The organism is Saccharopolyspora halophila (assembly GCF_039531955.1).
In the GTDB taxonomy this organism is placed as follows: Bacteria; Actinomycetota; Actinomycetes; order Mycobacteriales; family Pseudonocardiaceae; genus Saccharopolyspora; species Saccharopolyspora halophila.
The window spans coordinates 499,789-526,166 of the sequence record NZ_BAAARA010000004.1; the positions used below are offsets into that span (position 1 = coordinate 499,789).

Annotated in this window: 22 protein-coding genes; 9 read left to right on the plus strand and 13 right to left on the minus strand. The window is 69.8% G+C overall.

What is annotated here, in order from left to right:
• Nucleotides 1-15 precede the first annotated feature (15 nt).
• A complete protein-coding gene (locus ABD289_RS09855; protein WP_344129021.1) occupies nucleotides 16-1,146 on the minus strand; it encodes a steroid 3-ketoacyl-CoA thiolase in 1,131 nt (376 codons plus the stop codon).
• A gap of 195 nt (nucleotides 1,147-1,341) precedes the next feature.
• Here ABD289_RS09855 and ABD289_RS09860 point away from each other — a divergent pair, with 195 nt between their 5' ends.
• Nucleotides 1,342-2,568 (plus strand): cytochrome P450, encoded by a 1,227-nt coding sequence (locus ABD289_RS09860; protein ID WP_344129023.1) that lies wholly within the window; start codon nucleotides 1,342-1,344, stop codon nucleotides 2,566-2,568.
• 184 nt (nucleotides 2,569-2,752) lie between these two features.
• On the opposite strand, the gene ABD289_RS09865 is transcribed toward ABD289_RS09860, so the two are convergent.
• The 5 genes from ABD289_RS09865 to ABD289_RS09885 all read right to left on the minus strand — a co-directional run bounded on the left by ABD289_RS09865 (nucleotide 2,753) and on the right by ABD289_RS09885 (nucleotide 7,316).
• Entirely contained in the window at nucleotides 2,753-3,196 is a 444-nt protein-coding gene (locus ABD289_RS09865) for a nuclear transport factor 2 family protein (RefSeq protein WP_344129025.1), read from the minus strand.
• A gap of 72 nt (nucleotides 3,197-3,268) precedes the next feature.
• Nucleotides 3,269-4,138: a TIGR03619 family F420-dependent LLM class oxidoreductase gene (locus tag ABD289_RS09870; protein WP_344129027.1), complete on the minus strand. Its 870-nt coding sequence runs from the start codon at nucleotides 4,136-4,138 to the stop codon at nucleotides 3,269-3,271.
• A 1-nt stretch (nucleotide 4,139) separates the two neighbouring features.
• The gene (locus ABD289_RS09875) at nucleotides 4,140-5,300 is read right to left on the minus strand and encodes a thiolase domain-containing protein (RefSeq protein ID WP_344129029.1); all 1,161 of its coding nucleotides are present in this window, start codon (nucleotides 5,298-5,300) and stop codon (nucleotides 4,140-4,142) included.
• The gene (locus tag ABD289_RS09880) at nucleotides 5,300-6,355 is read right to left on the minus strand and encodes a thiolase domain-containing protein (RefSeq protein ID WP_344129031.1); all 1,056 of its coding nucleotides are present in this window, start codon (nucleotides 6,353-6,355) and stop codon (nucleotides 5,300-5,302) included. The genes ABD289_RS09875 and ABD289_RS09880 overlap by 1 nt, the downstream gene beginning before the upstream one ends.
• 10 nt (nucleotides 6,356-6,365) lie before the next feature.
• Nucleotides 6,366-7,316, minus strand: coding sequence for a Zn-ribbon domain-containing OB-fold protein (locus tag ABD289_RS09885; RefSeq protein ID WP_344129221.1), 951 nt, complete (start codon nucleotides 7,314-7,316; stop codon nucleotides 6,366-6,368).
• A gap of 101 nt (nucleotides 7,317-7,417) precedes the next feature.
• Here ABD289_RS09885 and ABD289_RS09890 point away from each other — a divergent pair, with 101 nt between their 5' ends.
• The 5 genes from ABD289_RS09890 to ABD289_RS09910 all read left to right on the plus strand — a co-directional run bounded on the left by ABD289_RS09890 (nucleotide 7,418) and on the right by ABD289_RS09910 (nucleotide 15,553).
• Nucleotides 7,418-8,461: an LLM class F420-dependent oxidoreductase gene (locus ABD289_RS09890; protein WP_344129033.1), complete on the plus strand. Its 1,044-nt coding sequence runs from the start codon at nucleotides 7,418-7,420 to the stop codon at nucleotides 8,459-8,461.
• Between the two features lie 91 nt (nucleotides 8,462-8,552).
• Nucleotides 8,553-10,103: an acyl-CoA synthetase gene (locus tag ABD289_RS09895; RefSeq protein WP_344129035.1), complete on the plus strand. Its 1,551-nt coding sequence runs from the start codon at nucleotides 8,553-8,555 to the stop codon at nucleotides 10,101-10,103.
• A gap of 261 nt (nucleotides 10,104-10,364) precedes the next feature.
• Nucleotides 10,365-12,008, plus strand: coding sequence for an acyl-CoA synthetase (locus ABD289_RS09900; protein WP_344129037.1), 1,644 nt, complete (start codon nucleotides 10,365-10,367; stop codon nucleotides 12,006-12,008).
• A gap of 72 nt (nucleotides 12,009-12,080) precedes the next feature.
• Nucleotides 12,081-13,181, plus strand: a complete 1,101-nt coding sequence (locus tag ABD289_RS09905) for an NAD(P)H-dependent flavin oxidoreductase (RefSeq protein WP_344129038.1) — start codon at nucleotides 12,081-12,083, stop codon at nucleotides 13,179-13,181.
• 50 nt (nucleotides 13,182-13,231) lie between these two features.
• Nucleotides 13,232-15,553: an acetyl-CoA acetyltransferase gene (locus ABD289_RS09910; RefSeq protein WP_344129040.1), complete on the plus strand. Its 2,322-nt coding sequence runs from the start codon at nucleotides 13,232-13,234 to the stop codon at nucleotides 15,551-15,553.
• A 67-nt stretch (nucleotides 15,554-15,620) separates the two neighbouring features.
• On the opposite strand, the gene ABD289_RS09915 is transcribed toward ABD289_RS09910, so the two are convergent.
• Nucleotides 15,621-16,427, minus strand: coding sequence for a crotonase/enoyl-CoA hydratase family protein (locus ABD289_RS09915; RefSeq protein ID WP_344129042.1), 807 nt, complete (start codon nucleotides 16,425-16,427; stop codon nucleotides 15,621-15,623).
• A 77-nt stretch (nucleotides 16,428-16,504) separates the two neighbouring features.
• On the minus strand, nucleotides 16,505-18,178 hold the full coding sequence (gene kstD, locus ABD289_RS09920; RefSeq protein WP_344129044.1) for a 3-oxosteroid 1-dehydrogenase: 1,674 nt from the start codon (nucleotides 18,176-18,178) through the stop codon (nucleotides 16,505-16,507).
• Between the two features lie 133 nt (nucleotides 18,179-18,311).
• On the opposite strand from kstD, the gene ABD289_RS09925 reads away from it, so the two are divergent.
• From ABD289_RS09925 to ABD289_RS09935, 3 genes are read left to right on the plus strand one after another with little or no spacing between them, the layout of a single operon-like run.
• Nucleotides 18,312-19,895: an FAD-binding protein gene (locus ABD289_RS09925; protein WP_344129046.1), complete on the plus strand. Its 1,584-nt coding sequence runs from the start codon at nucleotides 18,312-18,314 to the stop codon at nucleotides 19,893-19,895.
• A complete protein-coding gene (locus ABD289_RS09930) occupies nucleotides 19,892-20,737 on the plus strand; it encodes an LLM class F420-dependent oxidoreductase (RefSeq protein WP_344129048.1) in 846 nt (281 codons plus the stop codon). The genes ABD289_RS09925 and ABD289_RS09930 overlap by 4 nt, the downstream gene beginning before the upstream one ends.
• 8 nt (nucleotides 20,738-20,745) lie before the next feature.
• On the plus strand, nucleotides 20,746-21,504 hold the full coding sequence (locus tag ABD289_RS09935) for a glucose 1-dehydrogenase (RefSeq protein ID WP_344129050.1): 759 nt from the start codon (nucleotides 20,746-20,748) through the stop codon (nucleotides 21,502-21,504).
• 199 nt (nucleotides 21,505-21,703) lie between these two features.
• On the opposite strand, the gene kstR is transcribed toward ABD289_RS09935, so the two are convergent.
• The 5 genes from kstR to ABD289_RS09960 all read right to left on the minus strand — a co-directional run bounded on the left by kstR (nucleotide 21,704) and on the right by ABD289_RS09960 (nucleotide 26,120).
• On the minus strand, nucleotides 21,704-22,282 hold the full coding sequence (gene kstR, locus ABD289_RS09940; protein WP_344129223.1) for a cholesterol catabolism transcriptional regulator KstR: 579 nt from the start codon (nucleotides 22,280-22,282) through the stop codon (nucleotides 21,704-21,706).
• Between the two features lie 13 nt (nucleotides 22,283-22,295).
• Nucleotides 22,296-22,592 carry a hypothetical protein gene (locus ABD289_RS09945; RefSeq protein WP_344129052.1) on the minus strand — a complete coding sequence of 99 codons (297 nt, stop codon included), beginning with the start codon at nucleotides 22,590-22,592 and terminating at the stop codon, nucleotides 22,296-22,298.
• Nucleotides 22,589-23,737: a 3-ketosteroid-9-alpha-monooxygenase, oxygenase component gene (locus ABD289_RS09950; RefSeq protein WP_344129054.1), complete on the minus strand. Its 1,149-nt coding sequence runs from the start codon at nucleotides 23,735-23,737 to the stop codon at nucleotides 22,589-22,591. The genes ABD289_RS09945 and ABD289_RS09950 overlap by 4 nt, the downstream gene beginning before the upstream one ends.
• Nucleotides 23,738-23,831: 94 nt before the next feature.
• Nucleotides 23,832-24,929, minus strand: a complete 1,098-nt coding sequence (locus tag ABD289_RS09955) for an acyl-CoA dehydrogenase family protein (RefSeq protein WP_344129056.1) — start codon at nucleotides 24,927-24,929, stop codon at nucleotides 23,832-23,834.
• Between the two features lie 12 nt (nucleotides 24,930-24,941).
• Nucleotides 24,942-26,120 carry an acyl-CoA dehydrogenase family protein gene (locus ABD289_RS09960; RefSeq protein ID WP_344129058.1) on the minus strand — a complete coding sequence of 393 codons (1,179 nt, stop codon included), beginning with the start codon at nucleotides 26,118-26,120 and terminating at the stop codon, nucleotides 24,942-24,944.
• Between the last annotated feature and the right edge of the window lie 258 nt (nucleotides 26,121-26,378).

Below are 26,378 nucleotides of genomic sequence, written 5' to 3' on the forward strand. Positions count from 1 at the left end.
TCGCCGGTGGTGCGCCTAGATCCGCTCGATGATCGTCGCCGTGGACATGGCGCCGCCCGCGCACATGGTGACCAGGGCGGTGGTGGAGTCGCTGCGCTCGAGCTCGTGCAGGGCCGAGGTCAGCAGTCGTGCGCCGGTGCTGCCGACCGGGTGTCCCAGGGCGATGGCGCCGCCGTTGACGTTGACCCGGTCCATGTCAGGACCGTGCGCGTCGGCCCAGGACAGCACCACCGACGCGAACGCCTCGTTGACCTCGAACAGGTCGATGTCGCCCGGCTTCATCCCGCTGCGCCGCAGCACCCGTTCGGTGGCCTGCACCGGGCCGTCCAGGTGGTAGTAGGTCTCGGCGCCGACCAGGCACTGCTCGACGATGCGCGCGCGTGGGCGCAGGCCGGCGGCGCGCGCGTGCTCGGAGTCCATCAGCAGCAGGGCCGCGGCGCCGTCCGAGATCTGCGAGGACGTGCCCGCGGTGTGCAGACCGTCGTCGAGCACCGGCTTGAGCCCGCCGAGAACCTCCAGATTCGTGTCGCGCAGGCCCTGATCGCGGGTGACTTCGCCGTCCGGGGTGCTCACCGGGACGATCTCGCGCTCGAACCGGCCCTCCCGCCAGGCCTGCTGCGCCCGCTGCTGCGAGCGCAGCCCGAACGCGTCCAGGTCGGCGCGGGCGAGCCCGCGGCGACCGGCGATGCGGTCGGCGGCCTGGTACTGGTTCGGGAGGTCGATGTCCCAGGATTCGGGCCTGGGTCTGCCCACCTCGGTGCCCATGTTGCTGCCCAGCGGAACCCGGCTCATCGCCTCCACGCCGCACGAGATGCCGACGTCGATCGCGCCGGTGGCGATGAGCCCGGCGATCAGGTGCGTGGCCTGCTGGGCCGAACCGCACTGCGCGTCGATCGACGTGCATCCCACGTGCTCCGGCAGCCCTGAGTGCAGCCACGCGGTGCGGGTGATGTTGCTCGCCTGCTCGCCCGCCTGGGTCACGCAGCCGCCGATGGCCTGCTCCACGTCGGCGGGGTCGACGCCCGCGCGTTGCAGCAGTCCCCGCTGCGCGGTTCCGAGGATCTCCGCGGCGTGCAGCTCGGAGAGCCACCCGCGGCGCTTGCCGATCGGAGTCCGCACGGCATCCACGATCACCGGAGTGCCCACCTGAACCTCCTCTTACCACGATGGCTGCCGACTGAAACCTAGAACATGTTCACGTCATCGAACAACCGAAGTCGTCGTGCGATCGAGATTTTCCTTGCACTGACACGATTCACGCAAGGAAACGGGGGTTTACCGGGGCCTAGTTTTGTGGTTCTCTTCACATAGAACTCGTTTCAGTTCGTGCAGGAGGTAGCCGTGGCCTCACCGAGTCTTCCGGCCGGTTTCGACCCCACTGACCCGGATCTACTAGCCGAGCGAGTCCCGTTGGACGAATTCGCCGAACTCCGGCGCACCGCGCCGATCTGGTGGCAGGAGCAGCCGTACCGGATCGGCGGGTTCGAGGACACGGGCTTCTGGGTCGTCAGCAGGCACGCCGACGTCAAGGAGGTCTCTCGCCGCACCGATGTGTTCTCCAGCAGGGAGAACACCGCGATCATCCGGTTCAACGAGGAGATGACCCGCGACAAGATCGAGATGCAGCGGTTCATCATGCTCAACGTCGACCCGCCGGAGCACACCAAGATCCGCCGCCTGGTGGCCCGGGGCTTCACCCCGAGGGCGATCAACGGGCTGCGCGAAGTGCTGCACGAGCGGGCCGAGAACATCGCCACCGGCGCCCTGGAATCCGGCACCGGCGACTTCGTCACCGACATCGCCTGCGAGCTGCCCCTGCAGGCCATCGCCGAGCTGCTCGGCGTCCCGCAGGAGCACCGCAAGGAGATCTTCGACTGGTCCAACCAGATGGTCGCCTACGACGACCCGGAGTACGACGTCGAGCCGGAGGCGGCATCGGCGGAGATGCTCGGCTACTTCATGAACGTGGCCGATCAGAAGCGCAAGTGCCCGATGGACGACATCGTGACCAAGCTGGTCGAGGCCGACGTCGACGGCAGCGCGCTCACCGACGACGAGTTCGGGTTCTTCACGATCCTGCTGGCCGTGGCGGGCAACGAGACGACCCGCAACGCCATCAGCCACGGCATGCACGCCTTCATGCAGCACCCCGAGCAGTGGGAGCTCTACAAGCGCGAGCGCCCGGAGACCACCGCCGACGAGATCGTCCGCTGGGCGACGCCGGTGGTCTCGTTCCAGCGCACCGCCCTGGCTGACACCGAACTGGCCGGCCAGGAGATCAAGCGCGGTGAGCGCGTCGGCATGTTCTACAGCTCCGCGAACTTCGACCCGGAGGTCTTCGACGAGCCGGAGAAGTTCGACATCACCCGCGACCCGAACCCGCACGTCGGATTCGGCGGGACCGGCGCGCACTACTGCCTGGGTGCCAGCCTCGCCCGGCTGGAGATCGACCTGATCTTCGGCGCCATCGCCGACCACATGCCCGACATCCGCCAGCTGGAGGAGCCCCGCCGCCTGCGGTCGGGCTGGCTCAACGGCATCAAGGAGTACTCGGTCCGGTACTCCTGAGCGATCCCGCGCCGCCACGCACAACCCCAAGATGATGTCTCTCCTGAGTTCGCGGCGGTGAAGCCGAGGCGTCGCCCGGCGAGGGAACCGAGACCCTGCGCGGTCTCGCGAAAGCCCTCACCGGACGGCGCCTCAGCGCGACCGGACCGGCACCGGATCGGGGCCGGAACGCGAACGACGCCGTTCAGTCCGCGGGTCGGAGGGTGGCCATCGCGCGGTCGAACTCCCAGAACGCGCGGATGGCGAGGATCTTGCCCGATCCGTCGACGCGGTAGGAGAACACGCCCTCCGCGGTCATGGCGTTGCCGTCGGGCAGGGTGGTCACGATCCGCCCGGTGTTGGCGACCTCGTTGCCGCAGGCGAACGAGTCGTCGATGTGGAACTCGATCCGCTCGGCCTGGCTGATGGCGAGATCCCAGAATGCCGAGATCCCTTCGTCGCCGTGGTGACCCTTCCCGTCGGGATCGAAAGCCGAAGGGCCGACCGGGTCCTCGACCACGGCTTCGTTCGCGAACAGATCCAGCCACTCCTGCTTGGCACCGCGCGCCACCGCGCTGATCGAGGCGAACGCGGCGTCGCGCGCCGGGTGCGCCTCCCGGCTCGCCTTCCAGAACACACCTTCACTCATGACTTCACCTTCCGGTACGTGCGACGAATCGGCGCCGGGTGGCTGGCTTGCCCCCCGGCGCCGAGGGGGATTTCAGAGCTGCTCGATGACCTCGGCAGCGAACTTGCGGATCGAGTCCTTCTTCGCCTCGATCGGAGCGTCGAAGCCGTGGCCGTCGAACATCCAGGGGACGGTGATCGCGTCGGTGATGCCGGCCTCGGCCTGCTCCCGGAAGCCGTCGAGCCCGAAGCGGTCGATGCAGACGGCCTGGATCTCGAACGGCTCGTCGGCGCGGTCGTAGGCGGCCCGCAGCTCGCCCAGCCGGTCCATCGTCTCGCGCAGCTCGGAGAGCTTCATCATGGCCGAGGCCCAGCCGTCGCCGACCCGGGCCGCGCGCTTGAGCGCGGGCTCGGTGTGGCCGCCGATGTAGATCGGCATGCGGGCACCGGGAGCGGGCGAGATCTGCAGCCGGTCGAAGTCGAAGAACCTTCCGTGGTACTCGGTCATGCCGCCGTCGAGGATGCGCCGGATGATCTCGATCATCTCGTCGACCCGGGCGCCGCGCTTGGCGTACGGGGCACCGCACCACTCGAATTCCTCCGGGGCCCAGCCCAAACCGACTCCGAGTCCGAAGCGGTCTCCGGTGAGCGTGCACACCGAGGCCAGTTGCCGGGCCAGCAGGACCGGGTTGCGCGGACCGAGCTTCATCACCGAGGTGTAGAAGCGGATCTGCGAGGTCACCGCGCCCATCGACGCGGCGGCCACCAGCGGATCGACCCACGGGGTCTCGGCGTCCCACATCCGGGAACCATCGGGCGTGTAAGGGTATTCGGCCGATACCTGCTCGGAGTAGAACAGCGAATCGGGCAGTGCGATCGAGTGGAAGCCGCACTCCTCGGCGGTTTTGGCCAGCTCGGCGAGCTGGTCCAGGGGGCTCATCGCCACCGACATCGTGAACTTCAATTCAGCCTCCGGGCTTGCTGGAACCGACGACCCACATGGAGAAGTACTGCGAGCCACCGCCGTAGGCGTGCCCCACGGCGATCCGCGCGCCGTCGACCTGGTTGTCCCCGGCATCGCCGGTGACCTGCCGCGCGGCCTCGGCGAAGCGCAGCAGTCCCGAAGCGCCGATCGGGTTCGAGGACAGCACCCCGCCGGACGGGTTGACCGGCAGGCGCCCGCCGATGGCGGTCTCGCCCGCCTCGGTGAGCTTCCAGCCCTCGCCTTCGGCGGCGAAGCCGAGGTTCTCCAGCCACATCGGTTCGAACCAGGAGAACGGCACGTAGATCTCGGCGGCGTCGACCTCGGAGAGCGGATCGGTGATGCCTGCCTCTCGCCACAGGGCCGCGGCGGCGTCCTTGCCCGCCTGCGGGTTGACCTGGTCGCGCCCGGCGTAGGTGGTCGGCTCGGTGCGCATCGCCGTGGCGTGGATCCAGGCCGCCTCGCGGCCGGCCGCGGCGTGCTCGTCGCCGATGACCACCGCGCAGGCGCCGTCGGAGGACGGGCAGGTCTCGTCGTAGCGGATCGGGTCCCACAGCATCTGCGAGGCCAGCACCGAATCGACGGTGATATCGGGCTGTTTGAGGTGCGCGTACTCGTTTCGGCTGCCGTTGCGCCGGTCTTTGGCCGCCACCATCGCCCCGGTGTGCTCGGGTGCCCCGCTGCGGCGGATGTAGGAGCGCACGTGCGGCGCGAAGTATCCGCCGGCCCCGGCGCCCACCGGCATGCTGAACGGCGGCACGATCGACAGCGCCCACATGGCGTTGGACTCGGACTGCTTCTCGAAGGCCACCGCCAGCACCCGGCTGTGGACGCCGCCCTGCACCAGGCTGGCCGCCACGTTCCCGGTGGAGCCGCCCACCGATCCGGCCGTGTGCACGCGCAGCATCGGTTTTCCGGTGGCGCCGAGAGCGTCGGCGAGCTGCAGCTCGGGCATCATGACGCCCTCGAACAGGTCGGGTGCCTTGCCGACCACCACCGCGTCGATGTCGGCCCAGTCGACACCCGCGTCGGCCATGGCGCGGTCGACGGCCTCGCGGCACATCCCGGCCATCGAGACGTCGTGCCGCTTGGTGGTGTGGTGGGTCTGGCCGGTGCCCAGCACGGCCGCCAACTGCTTGCCCATCAGGCTCGTCCCTCCATCGCGCACACCAGGTTCTGCTGCAGCGCGGGCCCGCTGGTGGCGTGCGCGAGCGCGCGTTCGGCGCGACCGCTGTGCACCTGCGCGGCGGCCTCGCCGATGCGGGAGAGCCCGGCGGCGAACATCGGGTTCCCGCACAACACCCCACCGGACGGATTGACCACGACGTCCTCGGACAGCCCGAGCGCTCGGCGCAGCAGGATCTCCTGGTGGGTGAACGGCGCGTGCAGCTCGGCCACCTCGACGCCATCGATGTCCAGCGCCTTGCCCGCGCTCTCGGCCGAGCTGGATCTGCGCAGGTCGCGGGCGCCGAGACTGCTCGATTCGATGCGGTGTTGCATACCGGTGATCCAGGCTGGCCGCTCGTGGATCTCGCGGGCCCGGTCGCCCGCAGCCAGCACGATCACCGAGGCGCCGTCGGTGATCGGCGCGCAGTCGTGCGCGCGCAGCGGCTCGGCCACGTAGGGCGCGCCGAGCAGTTGCTCGGCGTCGGCCGCGCCGGAGAACTGCGCGTGCGGGTTGTCCTCGGCGGCGGCGCGGTTTCGCACCGCGACCTCGGCCATCTCGCGAGTGGTGTAGTCGCCCGCGTCGAGTCCCATGCGAGCCTGCAGGCCCGCGATGCTCACCGAATCCGGCCACAGCGGCGCCACCGAGTACGGATCCAGTTGCAGGGCCAGGGTCCGGCGCAGGTCGCCTGCCGAGGACTTGCCGAACCCGTAGACCAGGGCGGTGTCCACCTCGCCGGTGCGGATCTTCACCCACGCCTCGTACAGGGCCCAGGCCGCGTCCATCTCCACGTGCGACTCGTTGATCGGCGGCACCGCGCCGATCGCGTCTACCGCGGCGATGAACGAGAACGCCCTGCCCGCGAGGTAGTCGGACGATCCGGAGCAGAAGAAACCGATGTCGTGCTTGGACAACCCGGTTCGCTCGAAGACCTCGTGGAAGATCGGGACCAGCATCTCGACACCGTTGGTGGTGCCCGCGGTGTTGCGCACGTTCGGGGCCTGCGCGAAGCCGACGACGGCCACGTCTGTCATGACAGCTCCTTCACAGGTGGTGGGCGTAGGAGTCGAACGGCGCGTCCGGTTGCCCGGTCGGTTCGAAGTGGTCGATGTTCTCCAGCGTGTGGGCCCACTGCTCGCGGGGCTTCCACGACGCCTTGACCCGCATGCCCATCCGCACCTCGTCGGCCTCGCAACCCAGCACCAGGTGCAGGAAGGCGATGTCGGCGCCGTCGAGCAGGACGTAGGCCGCGACGTAGGGCGGTTTGATGCGCTGGCCGAGGAACGGGACGTTGACGATGCAGAAGGTGGTCACGATCCCGGTGTCGGCCAGTTCCACCTCCTCCTCGGTGGGCACGCCGTCGGTCGGGCAGGCGCCGCGCGGGGGGATGTAGACCTTCTCGCAGGCCGGGCACCGCTGCGCGAGCATCCGGCCCTCGGCCAGACCGCGCAGGTAGCGGCTCTCCTCCGGCGAGGCCGAGTGCTGATAGCTCAGCCGGATCGGCGAGGTCAGCATGGTCACCGGATCCTGGCCGGTGGTTTCCGGTGGATCGGGCGGGGTGTCGCCGGGCTCGAAGCAGGCGATGTCGCGGATGCCGCCACCGCGCTCGGCGGCCCAGCGGACCCGCACCCGCATCCCGGTGTCGATGCCACCGGGGGAGCCGGCGTCCACGGCGTGCAGCAGGGGAGTGTCGGCGCCGTCGAGGCGGATCAGGGCCCAGGCGAACGGGTGCGCCAGCGGCTGCCCCTCCAGGGGCTCGGGCATCCAGGTCCAGCTGAGCACCGTTCCCCGGGTGCCCACCTCGACGAAATCGTCCAGCGGGGAGGCGGTTTCCGGGTCGTACTCGAGAGGTGGAACGTGCACCCGTCCGTCGCTGCCGCGCACGCCGATGATGCGACCTTCGCGCAGCTCGGTGGCGAACCGGCTGAGCACCGGTCCGAGCGAGCGGGTGTAGTCGAAGCCGATGTCCAACGGAGCGCTGAGCGGTTCGGAGATCCCAGTCACAACGCAAAGTGAAACATGTTCTCGCAATCGCGGCAATATCCGGTGCAGTATGGAGGAGACCGGTTCGATGCCCGGGAAACGGAGGTTCAACCGTGAAAGTCGGACTGCAGCTCGGATACTGGGGTGCCGCTCCACCGCCGCACGCGCAGGAACTCGTTCTCGAAGCCGATCGCGCCGGGTTCGATGGCGTATTCACCGCCGAGTCGTGGGGCTCGGACGCCTTCACGCCATTGGCCTGGTGGGGGTCGCGGACCGAGCGGGTGCGGCTGGGCACCTCGGTCGCGCAGATCTCCGCCCGCTCGCCCGCGTCGCTGGCAATGCACGCGCTGACGCTGGATCACCTCTCCGGCGGCCGGGCCGTGCTGGGGCTGGGCGTGTCCGGGCCGCAGGTGGTGGAGGGCTGGTACGGGCAACCGTTCGCCAAGCCGCTGGCGCGAACCCGGGAGTACGTCGAGATCGTCCGGCGGGTCCTCGCTCGCGAGGGGCCGGTCCGCAACGACGGCGTGCACCATCGGCTGCCCTACGACGGGCCCGGTTCGTTGGGGCTGGGCAAGCCGCTCAAGCCGATCACCCATCCGCTGCGCGCGGACCTGCCGATCTGGCTCGGTGCGGAGGGGCCGAAGAACGTCGCGCAGACCGCCGAGATCGCCGATGGCTGGCTCGCGGTCTACTACTCGCCGCGCGTGGGTCCGATGTACGAGGACTGGCTCGCCGAGGGCTTCGCGCGGCCGGGCGCCCGGTGCAGCAGGGAGGAGTTCGAGGTCGCCGCCAGCTGCCAGATCGTGGTCACCGACGACCCGGTCGCCGAACGCGCGAAGCTCAAGCCCTACGCCGCGCTCTACATCGGCGGGATGGGCGCTCCCGGCATGAACTTCCACGCGGAGCTGTTCCGCCGCATGGGTTATGGCGAAGCCGTCGACGACATCGAGCGGCTGTTCGCCGCGGATCGCCGCGACGAGGCCATCGCCGCGGTTCCGGACGAGGCCATCGAGGACGTCTCCATCATCGGCGACGCGGCCTACGTCCGCGATCGCGTGGCGCTCTGGGAGAAGGCGGGGGTGAACACGTTGCTGGCCGGCTGCCGCGACGTCGAGCAACTCCGCGCCGTGAGCCGGGCTCTCGACCTTGCCGAATAACTGCAACACGTTCTAGGTTTGTGCCGCCCGGCTTCGCGAAGCGTCGGAGCCGGGGTCGGGCCAGCTGTCACCGTGGACGGGGAGTCGTGCCGTGGCCGATATAGGACTGTGGAAGATCGCCGAACAGCAACCGGAACGCACGGCCGTGATCACACCGGATGGTGCTGCGGTCGGGTATGGCGAGTTGGCCGCCACGGCCGACCGGTACGGGCGCGGGTTGCAAGCCGTGGGGCTGCAGCCCGGTGACAGCATCGTGCTGATGCTGCCCAACGGGGTCGATCTGGTGGCGGCCTACTTCGCCGCCCTGCAGACCGGGCTCTACGTCGTGACGGTGAACTGGCATCTGGTCGGCGCCGAGGTCGCCTACATCGCCGACGACAGCGGTGCGAAGGCGTTCATCGCGCACCAGCGCTTCGCCGAGGTCGCCGTCGAGACCGCCGAGCAGAGCGCGCTGCCCGCCGAGGGCTGCTTCGCGGTCGGTGAAGTGCCGGGATTCCGGCCGCTTTCCGAGCTCGGAGCCGATGAGCCGCGCGAGCGTCCCGACGTGCGCACCGCCGGTTCGCCGATGCTCTACACCTCCGGGACCACCGGCAAGCCCAAGGGCGTGCGCCGCCCGCTGACCGGAGCCGACCCGGACGAGGTCCCGGTGGCCAGCACCTGGTTCTTCGGGATCTTCGGGCTGGAGGCCTTCGACGATCACGTGCACCTGTGCGGGTCGCCGATGTATCACACCGCGGTGCTCAACTTCGTCGGCATCTCGATCCAGCTGGGCCACACCGCGGTGCTCATGGATCGGTGGGACGCCGAGGAGATGTTGCGGCTCATCGAGCGGCACCGGGTGACCCACAGCCACATGGTGCCCACCCAGTTCCACCGGTTGCTGGCGCTGCCGGAGGACACCCGCGAGCGCTACGACGTCTCCTCGCTGCGCGCGATGATCCACGGTGCCGCGCCTTGCCCGAACGAGGTCAAGCGCGCGATGCTGGACTGGTGGGGCCCGGTGGTCATCGAGTACTACGCGGCCACCGAAGGCGGTGGCACGGTGATCCCGGCGGAGGAATGGCTGGCCAAGCCCGGTTCGGTGGGAAGGCCGTGGCCCGGCTCGGTGGTCACGATCCTCGGCGAGGACGGTGCGGAGTTGCCCGCGGGTGAGATCGGCACCGTCTACATGCGGATGGGTTCGTCGAAGTTCGAGTACCACAACGACGCGAACAAGACCCGCGAAGCGCGCGTCGGCGACCTGTTCACGCTCGGCGACGTGGGATACCTCGACGAGGACGGTTTCCTGTTCCTGTGCGACCGGCGCAACGACATGATTATCTCGGGCGGGGTGAACATCTACCCCGCCGAGATCGAGAACGCCCTGTCGGTGCACCCGAAGGTCGCCGACGTCGCGGTGTTCGGCGTGCCGCACGAGGATTGGGGCGAACAGGTGAAGGCGGTGGTCCAGCCGGCCGAGGGGATCGATACCGGCGAGGGCCTGACCGAGGAGATTCTCGAGCACGCCCGCGGCAGGCTGGCGAAGTTCAAGATCCCGCGCAGCGTCGACTACCTCGACGAACTGCCGCGCGACCCCAACGGCAAGCTCTACAAGCGCAAGCTGCGCGATCCCTACTGGGCGGACAAGGACCGCGCCATCTGACCCGCCATCTGGAGGTTGACAGTTTTGCCTAAAACTGTGCGGACATCTCGGGTGCCGAGACCGTGCAGTTTTAGGCAAAACTGTCATTTCTGCTCGCCGGTGGGTTGCTGAATCGGTTCTCCGGAATGTTGATCTTTGATGGCCGGGCGCCGCGTTTCCCGATGGGGGGTTTTTCGTTGGGTGGTAGGCGGGGTGCTTTCCGGTTGAGTTCGGCCACTTTTGGTGCTTGCCAGTAGCGATAACACGTTCTACTTTTTTCGAGTGGCTCTCAACATCGCAGATCTCTTCGAGCACGCAGTCGACCTGACCCCCGAGCGCGTCGCCGTGGTCTGCGGCGAGCGCCGGGTGACCTTCGCGGAGCTGGAAAAGCGCTCCAACCAGCTGGCTCACCACCTCGCCGGGCAAGGTGTCGGGAAGGGCTCGCACATCGGCGTGTACTCCCGGAACTCCATCGAGGCCGTGGAAACGATGCTCGCCGCGTACAAGCTGCGCGCCGTCGCCATCAACATCAACTACCGCTACGTTCCCGCCGAGCTCGAGTACGTGTTCGGCAACGCGGACCTGGTGGCTCTCGTGCACGAGCGCCGGTACGCCGACAACGTCGCCGAGGTCCTGCCGAAGGTCCCGCGGTTGAATCACGTTCTAGTCGTCGACGATGGCGTCGAGGCGGACCACGCGCGCTACGGCGGCGTCGACTACGAATCCGCGCTCGCCGCCCAGCACGCGGACCGCGATTTCGCCGAGCGCTCCTCGGACGACCTCTACCTGCTCTACACCGGTGGCACCACCGGAATGCCGAAAGGCGTGATGTGGCGGCAGGAGGACGTCTGGCGCGTCCTCGGCGGCGGCATCGACTTCATGACCGGCGAGTACCTCGCCGATGAGTGGGAACAGGCACGCACCGGCGCCGAAAGCGGTGGGCTGGTGCGGCTCCCGTGCGCGCCGTTCATCCACGGAGCAGCGCAGTGGGCCACCTTCGGCAACCTGTTCGCCTGCTCCCCAACGGTTTTCGTGCCGCAGTTCGACCCGCACGAGGTCTGGCGCGTCGTCGAACGGGAGAAGGTCAACGTGCTCGCCATCGTCGGCGACGCGATGGCCCGGCCGCTCATCGAGGCCTACCACGAGGGCGATTACGACGCCTCCTCGCTGGTGGCGATCTCGAGCACCGCGGCGCTGTTCTCCACCTCGGTCAAGCACCAGTACCTCGACGCGTTGCCGAACGTGGTCATCACCGACGCGATCGGCTCGTCGGAGACCGGCTTCGGCGGCATCGGCATCGTCACGCGCGACGGGGTTCAGAACGAGGGCCCGCGCGTGAAGGCCGATTCCGAGCTGCTGGTCATCGACGACCAGAACCGCCCGCTGTCGGCGGGAAGCGGCGAGATCGGGTGGCTGGCCAAGGGCGGCCACGTCCCGATGGGCTACTACAAGGACGAGGAGAAGTCGGCCTCGGTCTTCGTCGAGGTCGACGGGAAGCGCTACGTGGTGCCCGGCGACTACGCGCGCCTGGAGGCCGACGGTTCGGTCACGCTGCTCGGCCGCGGCTCGATGTCCATCAACACCGGTGGGGAGAAGGTCTTCCCGGAGGAGGTCGAGGGCGCGCTGAAATCCCATCCGGACGTCTTCGACGTCCTGGTGGTCGGTGTTCCCGACGAGCGGATGGGGCAGCGGGTCGCCGCGCTGGTGCAACCGCGTCCGGGGACCACGCCGCAGCTGGCCGATCTGGACGCGCACGCGCGGCGCGGCATCGCGGGCTACAAGGTGCCGCGCAGCCTGTGGCTCGTCGACCGGCTCGGCCGCTTGCCCAGCGGGAAACCCGACTACACCTGGGCCCGAAGGCACGTCGAGAGCACCGAACCCACCGCTGTGCAAGACCAGGCGCGGCGCGAAGGCGCAGCTGGCTGAACGACGCCCCCCGCCCTCGCCCGTCCCGGCGGCGCGAGCGGCGGGTCCGGGAAAGGCACGGAAAGGAAGAGCATGCGAACGACCCTGTGCGACACGCTCGGCATCGAGCATCCCATCGTCGCGTTCACGCCCTCCGAGCACGTCGCGGCCGCGGTCAGCAAGGCGGGCGGGCTCGGCGTTCTCGGCTGCGTGCGGTTCAACGACGCCGACGAGCTCGACGGCGTGCTGGACTGGATGGACGCCAACACCGAGGGCAAGCCCTACGGCGTGGACGTGGTGATGCCCGCGAAGGTGCCCTCCGAGGGCAGCGCGGGCGAGATCGACGAGCTCATCCCCGCCGAACACCGCGCGTTCGTGGACCGCACGTTGCAGCAGCTCGGCGTGCCCGAGCTGCCGGAAGGCCAGCAGCGGGACGGGGTGCTGGGCTGGTTGCACTCGGTGGCCCGGTCGCACGTCGACGTCGCGCTGCGCCACCCGATCAAGCTGATCGCCAACGCGCTGGGCTCACCCCCGGTGGACATCATCGAACAGGCCCACTCGCACGACGTCCTGGTCGCGGCGCTGGCGGGCAAGGCCGAGCACGCCGTGCGGCACGTGGACAACGGCGTAGACCTCGTCGTCGCCCAGGGGCACGAAGCCGGCGGGCACACCGGGGAGATCGCCAGCATGGTGCTCATCCCGGAGATCGTGGACGCGCTGGGCGGCCGCGCACCGGTCCTGGCCGCGGGAGGCATCGGTTCGGGCAGGCAGATCGCGGCGGCACTGGCGCTGGGCGCCTCCGGCGCCTGGATGGGCTCCTACTGGTTGACCACCTCGGAGTACGCCCAGTCCATGGGCGACGGGGTGCTGCAGCAGGCCCTGCTGGCGGCCGGATCCAGCGACACGGTCCGCTCGCGCATCTACACCGGCAAGCCCGCCCGGCTGCTCAAGACGAAGTGGACCGAGGCCTGGGAATCTCCCGATGCGCCCGAGCCGTTGCCGATGCCGCTGCAGAACATCCTCGTCAGCCAGGCCCACCAGCGGATGATGCGGGCGGCCGATCCCCAGGCGGTGTCGATGCCGGTCGGGCAGATCGTCGGCCGGATGAACGAAGTCCGACCGGTCTCGGAGGTGTTCGCCGATCTCCTGCGAGAGCTGGAGGAGACCTTCACCGGGCTGGACAAGCTTCGCTGAAACCGGTTCGGTTGAGTCGACGGCCCAACCGAGCGCCCCGAGGAGACGTGGTGAGCGAGTTCGACGGCGTGCACGCCGATACACCGGTGCTGGTCGGAGCCGGGCAGTTCTCCGAGCGGATCGACGAGTCCGGGTACCGGGCACTTCCGGCGGTGGAACTCGCCGCCGCGGCCGCGCGAGAGGCGTTGTCCGACACCGGTGTCGAACACCTCGCAGGTGAGATCGACGTGGTGGCGGGAACCCGGCAGTTCGAGAACTCCGATCCGTTCACCCCGGCTCCGCACGGGCGCTCGGACAACTTCCCGCGCTCGGTCGCCTCGCGAATCGGGGCGGATCCGGAACGGGCGATCCTGCCGGTCACCGGTGGGCAGTCGCCGCAACAACTGGTCAACGAGCTGGCCGGTGCCATCGCGGGTGGTTCCCACCGGGTCGCGCTGATCTGCGGGGCGGATGCGGTCTCCACCCAGCAGCACCTGCTGAAGTCCGGGCGGCAGGCCGACTTCACCGAGCGCATCGACGGCCAGCTGGAGGACCGCGGGCACGGGCTGGAGGGCATCGTCACCCGCATGATCGCCCTGCACGGCCTGGTGGAGCCGGCCAGCCAGTACGCGCTGGCCGAGAACGCCCGCCGCGCAAGGCTCGGCGCATCGCGGACGGAGTACGCTCGCGCGATGGCCGAGCTGCTGGCCCCGTTCAGCCGGGTCGCGGCCGCCAACCCGCACGCTGCCTCGCCGGTCGCGCGCAGCGTCGAGGAGCTGGCCGAACCGAGCGCGGCGAACCGCCCGATCGCCGAGCCCTACCTGCGCTACGCGTGCGCGCGGGACAAGGTCAACCAGGGCGCGGCGCTGCTGCTGATGTCGGCGGGCGCGGCGCGGCGGCTGGGCATCGACCCGCGGAAGTGGGTCTTCCTGGCGGGCTGCGCCGACCTGCGCGAGCAGGAGCTGCTCAAACGCGCCGATCTCAGCACCGGCCCGGCCTCGGCTCTCGCCGTCCGGCACGCGTTGGAACTGGCGGGCATCGGCCTGGACGAGTTGACCACCATCGACCTCTACAGCTGCTTCCCGATCGCGGTGTTCAACATCTGCGACGCGCTCGGCCTGGCGCCCGACGACCCGCGCGGGCTCACGGTCACCGGCGGGTTGCCGTTCTTCGGGGGCGCGGGCAACAACTACTCGATGCACGCCATCGCCGAAACCGCGCAGCGGTTGCGGGCACGTCCCGGCTCGTTCGGCCTGGTCGGTGCCAACGGCGGCATCCAGAGCAAGTACTCGACCGGGCTCTACGCCAGCACCCCGGTGCCGTGGCGCGAGCCCAGGAACGCCGAGCTGCAGGCCGAGATCGACTCCGAGCCGGTGGTCGCGCAGGCCGAGCGCGCCGACGGCCCCGCGCGGATCGAGACCTTCACCGTCCGGCACGGGAGCGAGCAGGGCGTGGTCGTCGGACGGCTGCAACGCGATGGCAGGCGCTTCATCGCCACCGCCGATCCGGCGCTGCTGGCCAACGATCAGCCCATCGGGGAGCGCGTCCACGTGCGCTCCACTCCCGAGGGCAACCGCATCACCCGGGACGAGCCCGCCGCGCGGACCGCCACCTTCCGCAGGACCTACGAGCACCTCGAGGTCCGCAGGGACGGGGCGTTGCTGGAAATCGCCATCGACCGCCCCGAGCACCGCAACAGCCTGCACCCGCCGGCGCACGCCGAGCTGGACGAGGTCTTCGACGCCTTCTTCGCGGACCCGGGACTGCGGGTGGCCGTCCTGACCGGGACCGAGGAGGTCTTCTGCACCGGTGACGACCTCGCCCACCGGGCGAGCGGCCTGCCCTGGTGGATGCCGCCCCGCAACGGTCAGGGCGGGCTGAGCGCTCGCGAGCACCTGCCGAAACCGGTGATCGCCGCGGTCAACGGCCCGGCGCTCGACGGGGGTCTCGAGATCGCTCTGGCCTGTCACCTCGTGGTGGCCGACCCGGCTGCCGAGTTCGCCCTGGCCCAGGCCCGTTCCGGGCAGTTGGCCACAGCGGCCGGACTGGTCCGCCTCCGCCGCGAGATCCCGGCGAAGCTCGCCACCGACATGCTGCTCACCGGACGCCGGGTCGCCGCGGGACTGGCGCATTCGCACGGCCTGGTCAGCAGGCTCTCCGAACCGGGCAAGGTCGTCGAGACGGCCAGGGAAGCGGCTTCCGAGATCCTCGCGGCCTCGCCGCGCGCGATCGAGCTGAGCCTGCGGGTGCTGACCGACACCACCGGTATCGCCGATCCGGCCGAGGCGATCGCGAATCCGCACGACGCCTACGACCACCTGGTGCTCAGCGAGGACTACCACGAGGGCATGCGCGCCCACGCCGAGAACCGCCGCCCGCGCTGGAGGGAATGAGCCGACGCGGAACCGCCCTCCGCCCCGCCCGAGCGGGTTGGAGGGCGGTTGCCGGACGTCCGGCCGGTCAGCGGCCCTTGAAGTCGGGCGTGCGCTTCTCCGCGAAGGCCTTGGGACCTTCCTTGGCGTCTTGGCTGGTGAACACCCGCATTCCGAGCTCGGCGTCGACCTGGAAGGCGTCGTTCTCCGGCATCCCCTCGGTGTCGCGCATCGTCCGCAGGATGGCCTGCACGGCCAGCGGGCCGTTGGAGGCGACCAGGTCGGCCAGTTCGAGCGCCTTGTCGAGGGCGCTGCCGTCCTCCACGACGTGCCCGATGAGGCCGAGATCCTTCGCCTCGGGTGCTTTGATGTGACGGCCGGTGAGCAGCAGGTCGGCGGCGACCGTGTAGGGGATCTGGCGGGGGAGCCGCACCGCCGAGCCGCCGAGCGGGAACAGGCCCCAGCGCGGTTCGGAGACGCCGAACCGCGCGCTCTCGCCCGCGACCCGGATGTCGGTGGCCTGCAGGATCTCCGTGCCGCCCGCGATGGCCGGGCCCTCCACCGCGGCGATCAGCGGCTTGGTCAGCCTGCGTCCCTTGAGCAGGCCCTCGATGCGGGCCGGATCGAACTCGGATTGCCGATCTCCCGGGTGGTTGTTGCTCATGCTCTTGAGATCGGCACCCGCGCAGAACGCACCGCCCGCGCCGGTGAGCACGCAGGCCCGGATGTCCGGGTCGTTGTCGACGCGGTCCCAGGCCTCGATCATGATCGAGACCATCTCGCCGGTCAGCGCGTTCTTGGCGTGCGGTCGGTTCAGCGTCACCACCAGCACGTTGCCGCGTTGCTCGAGCAGGCAGTGAGGTTCGTTCGCGGCCTGCGCGCTTGTCGAGGTCATCTCCGGTGCCTCCCGGTTCGCGACTGCGTCCGCACCGACGGTAGCCGACGGCGAGAACAGGTTCTACTCGTTGCGGGTCAGGAATCGGCGATGGTCTGGGCGGCCAGGTAGCCGAAGACCATGGCAGGTCCGATCGTGGCGCCGGCGCCCGCGTAGGTGTTGCCCATGACCGCACCGCTGGCGTTGCCCGCCGCGTACAGGCCGTCGATGGGCGAGCCGTCCGCGCGCAGTACCCGGGACCTGGGGTCGGTGCGCAGTCCGCCCTTGGTCCCCAGGTCGCCCGGCACGATCTTGACCGCGTGGAAGGGCGCCACCTCGAGCGGGGCCAGGCTCGGGTTCTGCAGCCGCGGATCGCCGTAGTAGTGGTCGTAGGCCGAATCACCACGCCGGAAGTCCTCGTCGGTGCCCCGGTGCGCGAAACCGTTGAACCTGCGCACGGTTTGCACCAGATCGCCCGCGGGGACCTCGATCGCCTCGGCCAGTTCCTCGAGCGTGTCCGCCGAGCGCACCACCCCCGCCTTGTACCAGCGGCCGGGGAAGCGCTGCCGCGGCGGCAGTCCGGCGAAGGTGTAGCGGTTGCGGTAGCGCTGGTCGGCGATCAGCCAGCACGGGATGTGCGAGACCCCGGTCTCGTTGCCCGCGTACATCGCGTGCACCGCGTCGACGTAGGGCGTGGCCTCGTTGACGAAGCGCTTGCCCGCCGCGTTGACCATCACGCAGCCGGGCAGGGTGCGCTCGGAAAGGCAGAAGTACGGGCCGCCGGTCAGCGGGATCGACGGGCCCCACCAGGCGTCGTCCATCAGGTCCAGCGCCGCGCCGAGCCGTTGCCCGGCTTCGATCGCGTCTCCGGTGTTCTCCTGGGCGCCCACCGTCCACTCGGTGCTGATCGGTTCGCGCTGGTATTGCTTGCGCATCCGCTCGTTGCGCTCGAAACCGCCCGCGGCCAGGATCACGCCGCGCCGGGCGCGCACCCGGACCTCGGCGCCCCGGCGTTCCACCAGCACGCCGGTGACCCGGTCGCCGGAGGTCTCCAGTTCCAGCAGCGAGGTCGACAACCACACCGGCACGTCCGCGCGTTGCAGGCCCGCGCGCAGGCCCGCGACCAGGGCCTGCCCCAGTGCCAGCAGCGGGCGCTTGCGGGCCAGCGAGATCATCCGGCGAACGGCGACGCGAGCTGCGGTGATCAGTCCGCGCGGGTGCCGCGCGATGAGGTTCATCCACTTGTACTCGGCCGCTGTGACGGTCATCCCGACCGGGGCTTTCAGGTAGGGCGGTTGCAGGTTCGCCAGCTCCGAGCCGAGCAGGCGCCCGTCGAAGGGCTTGGGTTCCAGGGTGCGTCCGCCCGCCAATCCGCCGGGCAGCTCCGGGTAGTAGTCGGAGTAGCCGGGGATCCACTTCAGCTCCATCGGCGTGCGGCGCAGCACCAGCGAGAGCATCTCGGGGCCGTTGTCCAGCAGGGCGCGCCTGCGCTCGGCCGAGACCTGCTCGCCCACGAGGTTTTCCAGGTAGGTGGCGGCCAGCTCGGCGCTGTCGCCCGCGTTGGCCTTGCGCAGCAGTTCGTTGTCCGGGACCCACACGCCGCCGCCGGAGCGAGCGGTGGAACCTCCGTAGTAGCGGTCCTTTTCGATGACGACGACCGACAGGCCCCGGTCCGCTGCGGTCAGCGCCGCGGTCATGCCCGCGGCTCCGGAGCCGACCACGACGACATCGAAGGTGGCCTCGTCGGCGGGTTCGGAATCGGCCGCTGTCATGGCACCTCCATTGACCTCAAGATGCTGAAACACGTTACAGTTTTGCTCGCGGAGATGCTACTGTTCATTCGTCTTCCAGTGACAGCGGTAACGCCATATCCCGAGAACTTGTTGCACGGAGCGGGGTGCGCCGATGACTCAGCAGTGGGACGACGAGACCGATGTGCTCGTGGTGGGCTTCGGCGGAGCGGGCGCCTGCGCCGCGATCGAAGCCGCCGACAACGGCTCGGAGGTGCTCGCGCTGGACCGCTTCGACGGGGGAGGGGCGACCGCGATCAGCGGCGGCGTGGTCTACGCGGGCGGCGGGACCGCCCAGCAGAAGGATGCCGGCTTCGCCGACACCACCGGGGCGATGCTGGAGTACCTGCGGCTGGAGACCAACGGGGCGGTCTCCGACGAGACCCTGCGCGAATTCTGCGAAACCAGCATCGACAACCTCGAATGGCTCCAGTCGCACGGAGTCCCGTTCGACTCCAGCTTCTGCCCGTACAAGACCTCGTACCCGACCAACGAGCACTACCTGTACTACTCGGGCAACGAGATCACCCCGCCGTACTCCGAGGTGGCCGAACCCGCCCCGCGCGGACACCGGGTGCACGGCAAGGGAACCTCGGGCAAGGGGCTGACCGACAACCTCGACGCCGCCGCGCGCGCCAAGGGCGTGCGGGTGTGGCGCCAGAGCACCGTCACCGAGCTGATCACCGATGCGAGCGGGAACGTCATCGGGGCTCAGTGCATGCGGTTGCCCGGCGGGTTCAAACGCGCCGCCCACCGGCTGCTGTCGAACTGGAACCGCAAGCTCAACATCTACTACCGGCCGCTGGGCAAGCGCCTGGACGGTCCGCTCCGGCGGATCGAGCGCTCCGGCGTGCTCACCCGGGTGCGGGCCCGCCGGGGCGTGGTGCTGGCCGCGGGCGGTTTCGTGTTCAACAAGCCGATGCTGACCGAGCACGCGCCCGCCTACCGGTCCGGATCGGCGCTGGGCACCATCGGCGACGACGGCAGCGGCATTCGCCTGGGACGAGCTGTCGGCGGCGCCACCACCCGGATGCATCGGGTCTCGGCCTGGCGGTTCATCAACCCGCCGGTCGCCCTGTCCAAGGGCGTGCTGGTCGACGGGGCGGGGGAGCGGTTCGTCAACGAGCTGTCCTACGGCGCCAAGGTCGGCGAGCGAATGGTCGAGGAGCACGGCGGCATCGCGTACCTCATCGCCGACCAGCGGCTCGTCGACGAGGCCAAGCGGCAGCTGCCCGAGCAGACGCTGTGGTTCCAGCGGCTGCAGATGGAGTACCTCTTCCGCGCCGGCCACATCAAGGCGGACAGCGTCGAAGAGCTCGCCCGCCGTACCGGTATCGACGAACGCGGCCTGGTGCGCACGCTCTCGGCCTACAACGCGGGCGGTCCGGACGCCTTCGGCAAGGCCGAGCAGTACCTGCAAGCCATCGAGCGCGGTCCGTACTACGCCTTCGACTGCTCGCTGCGCACCCGGCAGGGCTACCCCTGCCCGATGATCACCCTCGGCGGACTGGCCGTCGACGAGGCCTCCGGTCTGGTCGCGCGCGCCGACGGCAGCACCATCGCGGGCCTGTACGCGGCGGGGCGCAACGCGAGCGGCATCTGCTCGGAGTCCTACGTCAGCGGGCTGTCCCTCGCCGACTGCGTCTACTCCGGACGCCGCGCGGGACGCCACGTCGCCACCCGGGAGAGCAGCGCATGAAGTACGGCATCGTGCAGTTCACCAGCGACACCGGCCCGTCACCGCTGCAGGCCGCGCGAGCGGCGGAACGGGCCGGTTTCCACTCCTTCTGGGTGCCCGAGCACACCCACATCCCGGTAGCCCGCGAAGCCGCGCACCCCGGAACCGGGACCTCCGAGCTGCCCGACGACAAGTACCTGCGGACCCTGGACCCGTGGGTGGTGCTGTCGATGATCGCGGCGGGCACCGAGCGCATCCGGCTGTCCACCGCCGTGGCGCTGCCCGTCGAGCACGACCCGATCGCGCTGGCCAAGACCATCGCCACCCTCGACCACCTCACCGGCGGGCGGGTCACCCTGGGGGCCGGGTTCGGCTGGAACACCGACGAGCTCGTCCACCACGGCGTACCGCCGCAACGCCGCCGCACGGTGCTGCGCGAGTACCTCGAGGCCATGCAAGCGCTGTGGAGTCAGCAGGAAGCCTCCTACCAGGGCGAGCACGTCTCGTTCGGGCCCAGCTGGGCCTTCCCGAAACCCGCGCAGCAGCCCCGGGTTCCGGTGCTCATCGGCGCTGGCGGGACGGAGCGGACGTTCGACTGGATCGCGCGCTCCGCCGACGGCTGGATCACCACGCCCACCGAGGGCGCGCTCGACGACAAGGTCGCGCTGCTGCACCAGACCTGGCGCGAGGCCGGCCGGGACGGGGCACCGCAGATCGTGGCGCTGGCGGGCAAACCCGACCCGGAACTGCTGGCGCGCTGGGCGGAGCTGGGCGTCACCGAGGTGTTGTTCGGCTTTCAGCACAAACCCGCCGACGAGGTCGAATCCTTCCTCGTGCGACTGGCGGGCAAGCTCGGAATCTAGGAGGGTGCATGGGACGGCTTGCGGGCAAGGTCGCGTTGATCACCGGTGCGGCGCGCGGCCAAGGTGCCGCGATCGCACGGGGTTTCGTCGCCGAAGGCGCCTCGGTGGTGATCGCCGACGTGCGCGAGGAACTGGGCAAGCGAACCGCCGACGAGCTCGGTGACGCCGCGATCTTCCAGCGGCTGGACGTCTCCGACGAAACCGACTGGGCCGCGGCCGTCGTCGCCACCACCCAGCAGTTCGGGAAGCTCGACGTGCTGGTCAACAACGCCGGCGTGCTCACGTTCTCCGCGCTGGAGGACATGGAGCTCGCCGAGTACGAGCGCATCGTGCGGGTCAACCAGTTCGGCACGTTCCTGGGCATGCGCGCCGCGGTTCCGGAGCTCGACGCTGCGGGCGGCGGCTCCATCGTCAACTTCTCCTCGGTCGAGGGCCTCGGCGGGATGCCCAACCTCGTCGCCTACACCGCGAGCAAGTTCGCCATCCGAGGCATGACCAAGGCCGCCGCCACCGAGCTCGGCCGCCGCGGCATCCGGGTCAACTCGGTGCACCCCGGCATGGTCGACACCGGCATGATCCGCGACTTCACCGGCGACGGCGACATCTCGCCGATCGGCGAGATGGTCCCGCTCGGCAGACCGGGCGAGCCCGAGGACGTGGTCGGCCTGGTGGTCTTCCTGGCCTCCGACGAGAGCGGCTACTGCACCGGCGCCGAGTTCGTCGCGGACGGCGGCTGCACCGCCACCCACGCCTTCTACCGCCCCTAGGTATTTCGATTTCCGGGGTATTCCAGTTTGGGGTTTGCGTGGCGGTGCCGGGGTGCGGAACTCGGACGCCGCCCGGCTGCGGGATCCGCGACTCGAGCAGCTGCCTGCGCGGCGCTGCCGGCTGTTCTCGCCCGGCGGCGTCCGAGGAGCCGCTACCCGCACCGCCACGCAGGGCCCGGGATGCGACATCGCCCGAGACCTACGGGCGGAGCAGCAGGCGCACCGTTAGTTCGAGCCGGTGCGAGACGTCGGAGGCCGTGGCTCGGCGGGTCACCCACGCCACGAGGTTGGACAGCCAGACGTCGCTGATGACCCCGGCGATGGCGACCTGCTCGTCGGTGGGGGAGCCCTCGGCGAGGATCCGGATGAACATCGAGGTCACCAGGTGGTTGGCCGCGTCGACCTCGGCGGCGGCCGAGGTGTCGGCCGACATGAGGGCGCGGGTGACCGCCTCGGCCTGATTGGGGTTGCGCTGAAAGGCGCGGGTCAGGCGTCCCAGGACCACCAGGAGCCGTTCGTAGGGGGTGTCGCCGGGCACCGGGGACCGTTCCAGCCGGTCCTGGATGCGCTCCAGCTCGCGCACCAGGCCGGCCACCAGCAGGTGCACCTTCGAGGGGAAGTACCGATAAAGGGTGCCCAGCGCGACGTCGGCGCGTTCGGCGACGGTGCGCATCTGCACCGCGTCGAACCCGCCCTTGTCGGCCAGCGCGATCGTCGCGTCTATGATCCGTTTTCGCCGATCGCGCTGCCCGGAGCCGTTGAGCTCGGCTTCGGCCATCGGGCTCAGCGCATCACCGCTGCGGTTCGCTGGACTCACTCGTTTCCCCCGGGACCGGTATCCGGCCCTCGTCGATGGCTCGGTGGATGCTGCTGCGCAGCCGCGGGCAGGTGTCGATCTCGGCCGGATGCTCGCCACCCGCGGCACGGGCGGCGATCTCCGGGCAGGTCGTCGCCGGGCCGGTCCACTGGATGCTGGTCTGCTCCGGGCTGAGCTTCTTGACCAGCACGTGGACACCGCAATCGCGGCAGCTCAGCGGGCGCAGACCGCCGTCGAGGTACTCCCGGCGGTCCGACTCGGTGCTGGTCACGACGTGCTCTCCGCTTCCCGAGCCGCGAGGTTGGCGGCCACTTCGGCCTCCCACGCCTCGACCGCGCGCGTGGTGTCCACCTCGAACTCGAAGCGGGCCGCCATCTCGTCGGTGACCTCGTCGGCGTCCACGTAGAACTGGTCGTACCAGCGGCGCAGCTGGTAGACCGGCCCGTCCTCCTCGACCAGCAGCGGGTTGTCGATGCGGGTCTTGTTCCGCCAGATCTCCACGTCCTGCATGAAACCGACGCCGAAGGACTTGGCGAACTTCTCGGCGACCAGGTCCGCCTGCTCGTCGTCCAGACCGGGCAGCTTCTTGACCGAAACACCCCACTGCAGCACGAAGCTCGTCGGCGAGACCGGGTAGTGGCAGTTGATCAGGAACGCGTCGATCGGCGTGCCCTTGAAGTCGGTCCACAGCCGGTTGATCATGTAAGCGGGCCCGTAGTAGGACGCCTCGGAGCGCAGCTCGGTGTCCTCACCGGAGTAGTTGCCGCCCGCGCCCACGTCCGGCCTGCCGCGCGAGCGCAGGTACTGGGTGGCGACGTGCCCCTCGAAGATGTTCTTGAAGTACGTCGGGAAGGCGTAGTGCACGTAGAAGAAGTGCGCCATGTCCACGACGTTGTCGATGATCTCCCGGCAGTTGGAGTCGTCGATGCGCACCCGGTCCCAGGTCCAGTTCGACCACTCGTCGGTGAAGACCTCCTCGATGCGCGGCACCGTCACGTCCTCCGGCGGCGGATTGCCCTCCGGGTCGTGATAGATCAGCAGCTGCTTGTTCTCCTCGATGGTCGGCCAGGACCGGGTTCGCGCGCGCGGCGGCACGCGCTTGGCGTACGGAATCGAGGTGCAGCGGCCGTTGCCGCCCCAGCGCCAGTCGTGGAACGGGCACGCGACCGCGTCGCCCTTGATGGTTCCCTGGGTGAGGTCGCCGCCCATGTGCCTGCAGTAGCCGTCGAGCACGTGCAGCTGGCCGCCGCTGTCGGCGAACACGACGAGTTTGGTGCCGAAGGCCTCCACCGCGTGCGGGTTTCCGTCGCGGAACTCGTCGGCAAGGCCGAGGCAGTGCCAGCCCCGGGCGAATCGTTGCGGTGGGGCGCCGGCATCGATCGTGCGCGCCCCGTGCTCACGCTCCGTCCCGCTCATCGTGTCCCTCCATCGAGAAGTATCTGAAACAGGTTATAGGAATGCGTGCAATGTGCGCTATGGGATCGGGCAACCCGGTCTAGAACTGGTTCCATTACTTGGCTGCCAAACGGGCCCCGATGCGGCGGAGCTGGGTCGTGGCGCCGCCGAGGGCGAACTCGCCGCGCTTGGCCGCCACGAAGTAGCGGTGCAGCTCGTGGTCCAGGTCGATGCCGACTCCGCCGTGCACGTGGACCGCGGTGTGCGCGACCCGGTGGCCGGCTTCGGCGGCCCAGAACTTCGCGGTGGCGACCTCGGTGGTGCACGGCAGGCCTTCGGCGGCCGTCCAGGCGGCCTGCCACATCGTCAGCCGCGCGGCCTCGACGTCGATGAAGCCGTCGGCGAGCCGCTGCGCCACGGCCTGGAAGCCGCCGATCGGTCGGCCGAACTGCACTCGCTGGCCCGCGTAGTCGCTGGTCCGCTCCAGCGCGGCCGAGAGCACGCCGACCTGATGCGCGCACACCCCGATGGTCGCCCGCTGCAGCAGCGCCTCGAACGCCCCGGCCGGGAGCGCTTCGGAGTCGGGGACTCGCACGGCGGTCAGTTCGAGCGACCCCTCGCTGTCGGAGTCGACGATCTCCTGCCGCTGCGCTCGAAGCCCGGTGGTGCCGGGTTCGACGAGGAAGACCCGGGTGCCCCGCTCGGTCGCGGCGGGGACGAGGATCAGATCGGCGAGGGCCATCGCGGGCACGTTCGTCTTCGCGCCGGTGAGGACCCAATCGGCACCGTCGCGGTCGGCGCGCGTCACCGGAGTTCCCGGATCGGTGCCGGGATCCTCGGTCAGCGCCGCCGTCAGCACGACCTCGCCGCGCGCGGCGGGCGCCACCCACCGGCGGCGGTGCTCGGCAGTGCCGAACTCGGCCAGGATCGCCGCGCCCGCGGTGATCGACGACAGGTACGGAACCGGGGCGACGGTCCGTCCGAGCTCCACCAGCACGCCGCACTGCTCGAGCAGGCCGAACCCGCCGCCCTCCGGAGCGGGCAGGGCCGCGCCGAGGACGTCGGACTCGGCCAGCTGCTTCCACAATCGCTGGTCGAACCGGTCGTCGAGCGCCTCGATCTCCCGGAGGCGCTCGTTGGTGACCTGGTCGGAGAGGATGCGCGCGGTCAGCCCCGCCAGGTCCTGCTGCTCCTCGCTCGGTGCGAAGTCCATGTCGTCTCCAGGTCAGCGTTTGGCGTGCGGGAGTCCGAGACCGACGGTGGCGATGATGTCGCGCTGGACCTCGTTGGTCCCGCCGCCGAAGGTCAGGATCAGGGCGGAGCGGTGCATGCGTTCGATGCGTCCGGCGAGGACCGCACCGGCCGAGCCGCCGCGGACGTAGGCCGCCGAGCCGAGGACCTCCATCAGCAGGCGGTATGCCTCGGTGGCGAACTCGGTGCCGTAGACCTTGGTGGCCGAGGCCGCCGCCGGGGTCGGGTGCCGCTCGGCGGTGGTGGCGATCTTCCAGTTCATCAGCTTGAGGAACTCCGCGCCCGCGTGCACTCGTGCCAGGTGCTGCTGCACCCATTCCTGGTCGATGACCCGGCGCCCGTCGGCCAGCCGCGTCGCCAGCGCCCAGTCCCGGACCTCCGAGAGCGCCAGCTGCAGAGGTGCGGCCGAGGTCAGCGCCACGCGCTCGTGGTTGAGCTGGTTGGTGATCAGCGGCCAGCCCTCGTTCTCGGTGCCCACCAGCTCGGAGGCCGGGACCCGCACGTCCGAGTAGTAGGTCGCGCTGGTGGTGGGGCCGGCGACGGTGCGTACCGGCGTCCAGGAGAAGCCCTCCGACTCGGTGGGGACGACCAGGATGCTCAGCCCCTTGTGCTTCTTCGCCTCCGGATCGGTGCGGCAGGCCAGCCAGACGTAGTCGGCGTATTGGATCAGGCTGGTCCACATCTTCTGCCCGTTGATCACGTACTCGTCGCCGTCGCGCACCGCGGTGGTGCGCAGCGAGGCCAGGTCCGTTCCCGCCTCGGGCTCGGAGTACCCGATCGCGAAGTGGATCTCGCCTGCGGCGATCTTGGGCAGGTAGTGCGCCTTCTGCTCGGGGGTGCCGAAGCGCATGATCGTCGGCGCGATGCTGTTGAGCGTCAGGAACGGCACCGGCGCACCGGCGATGGCCGCCTCGTCGGTGAAGATCAGCTGATCGAGCATCGAGCGGTTCTGCCCGCCGAACTCCTCCGGCCAGCCCAGGGCCAGCCAGCCGTCGGCGCCCATCTGCCGGACCAGCTGCTGGTAGGCCCGCCCGTCGCCGTAGTCGCCACCGGCGGTGAGCTCCGCGCGCAGCTCCGGTGTCATCAGGTCGGCGAAGTAGGCGCGCAACTCCCGCCGCAGCTCGTCCTGCTCGGGCGTGTAGGCGATGCGCATGCGTCCTCCCGGACGGGAAGCGTGTGAAACACGTTTCTAAAACCATAGACCGCGACCGCTGTTGAGGTCGAGAGTGCGCGGCAGTGGCCGCATGGCGTATTCTAGAACGTGTTCTAATAATGTCCAGGCGTTGCCCGAATGGAGTAGTGACCCGGACGGGGGAGGGTCGTTGAAGGGGCGGGCGTGGCGGCCGGAGGGCTCCGGCGCCGACCATCGTGTCCAATTTGTTAGAACACGTTTTACCTGGACGCGGAAGCC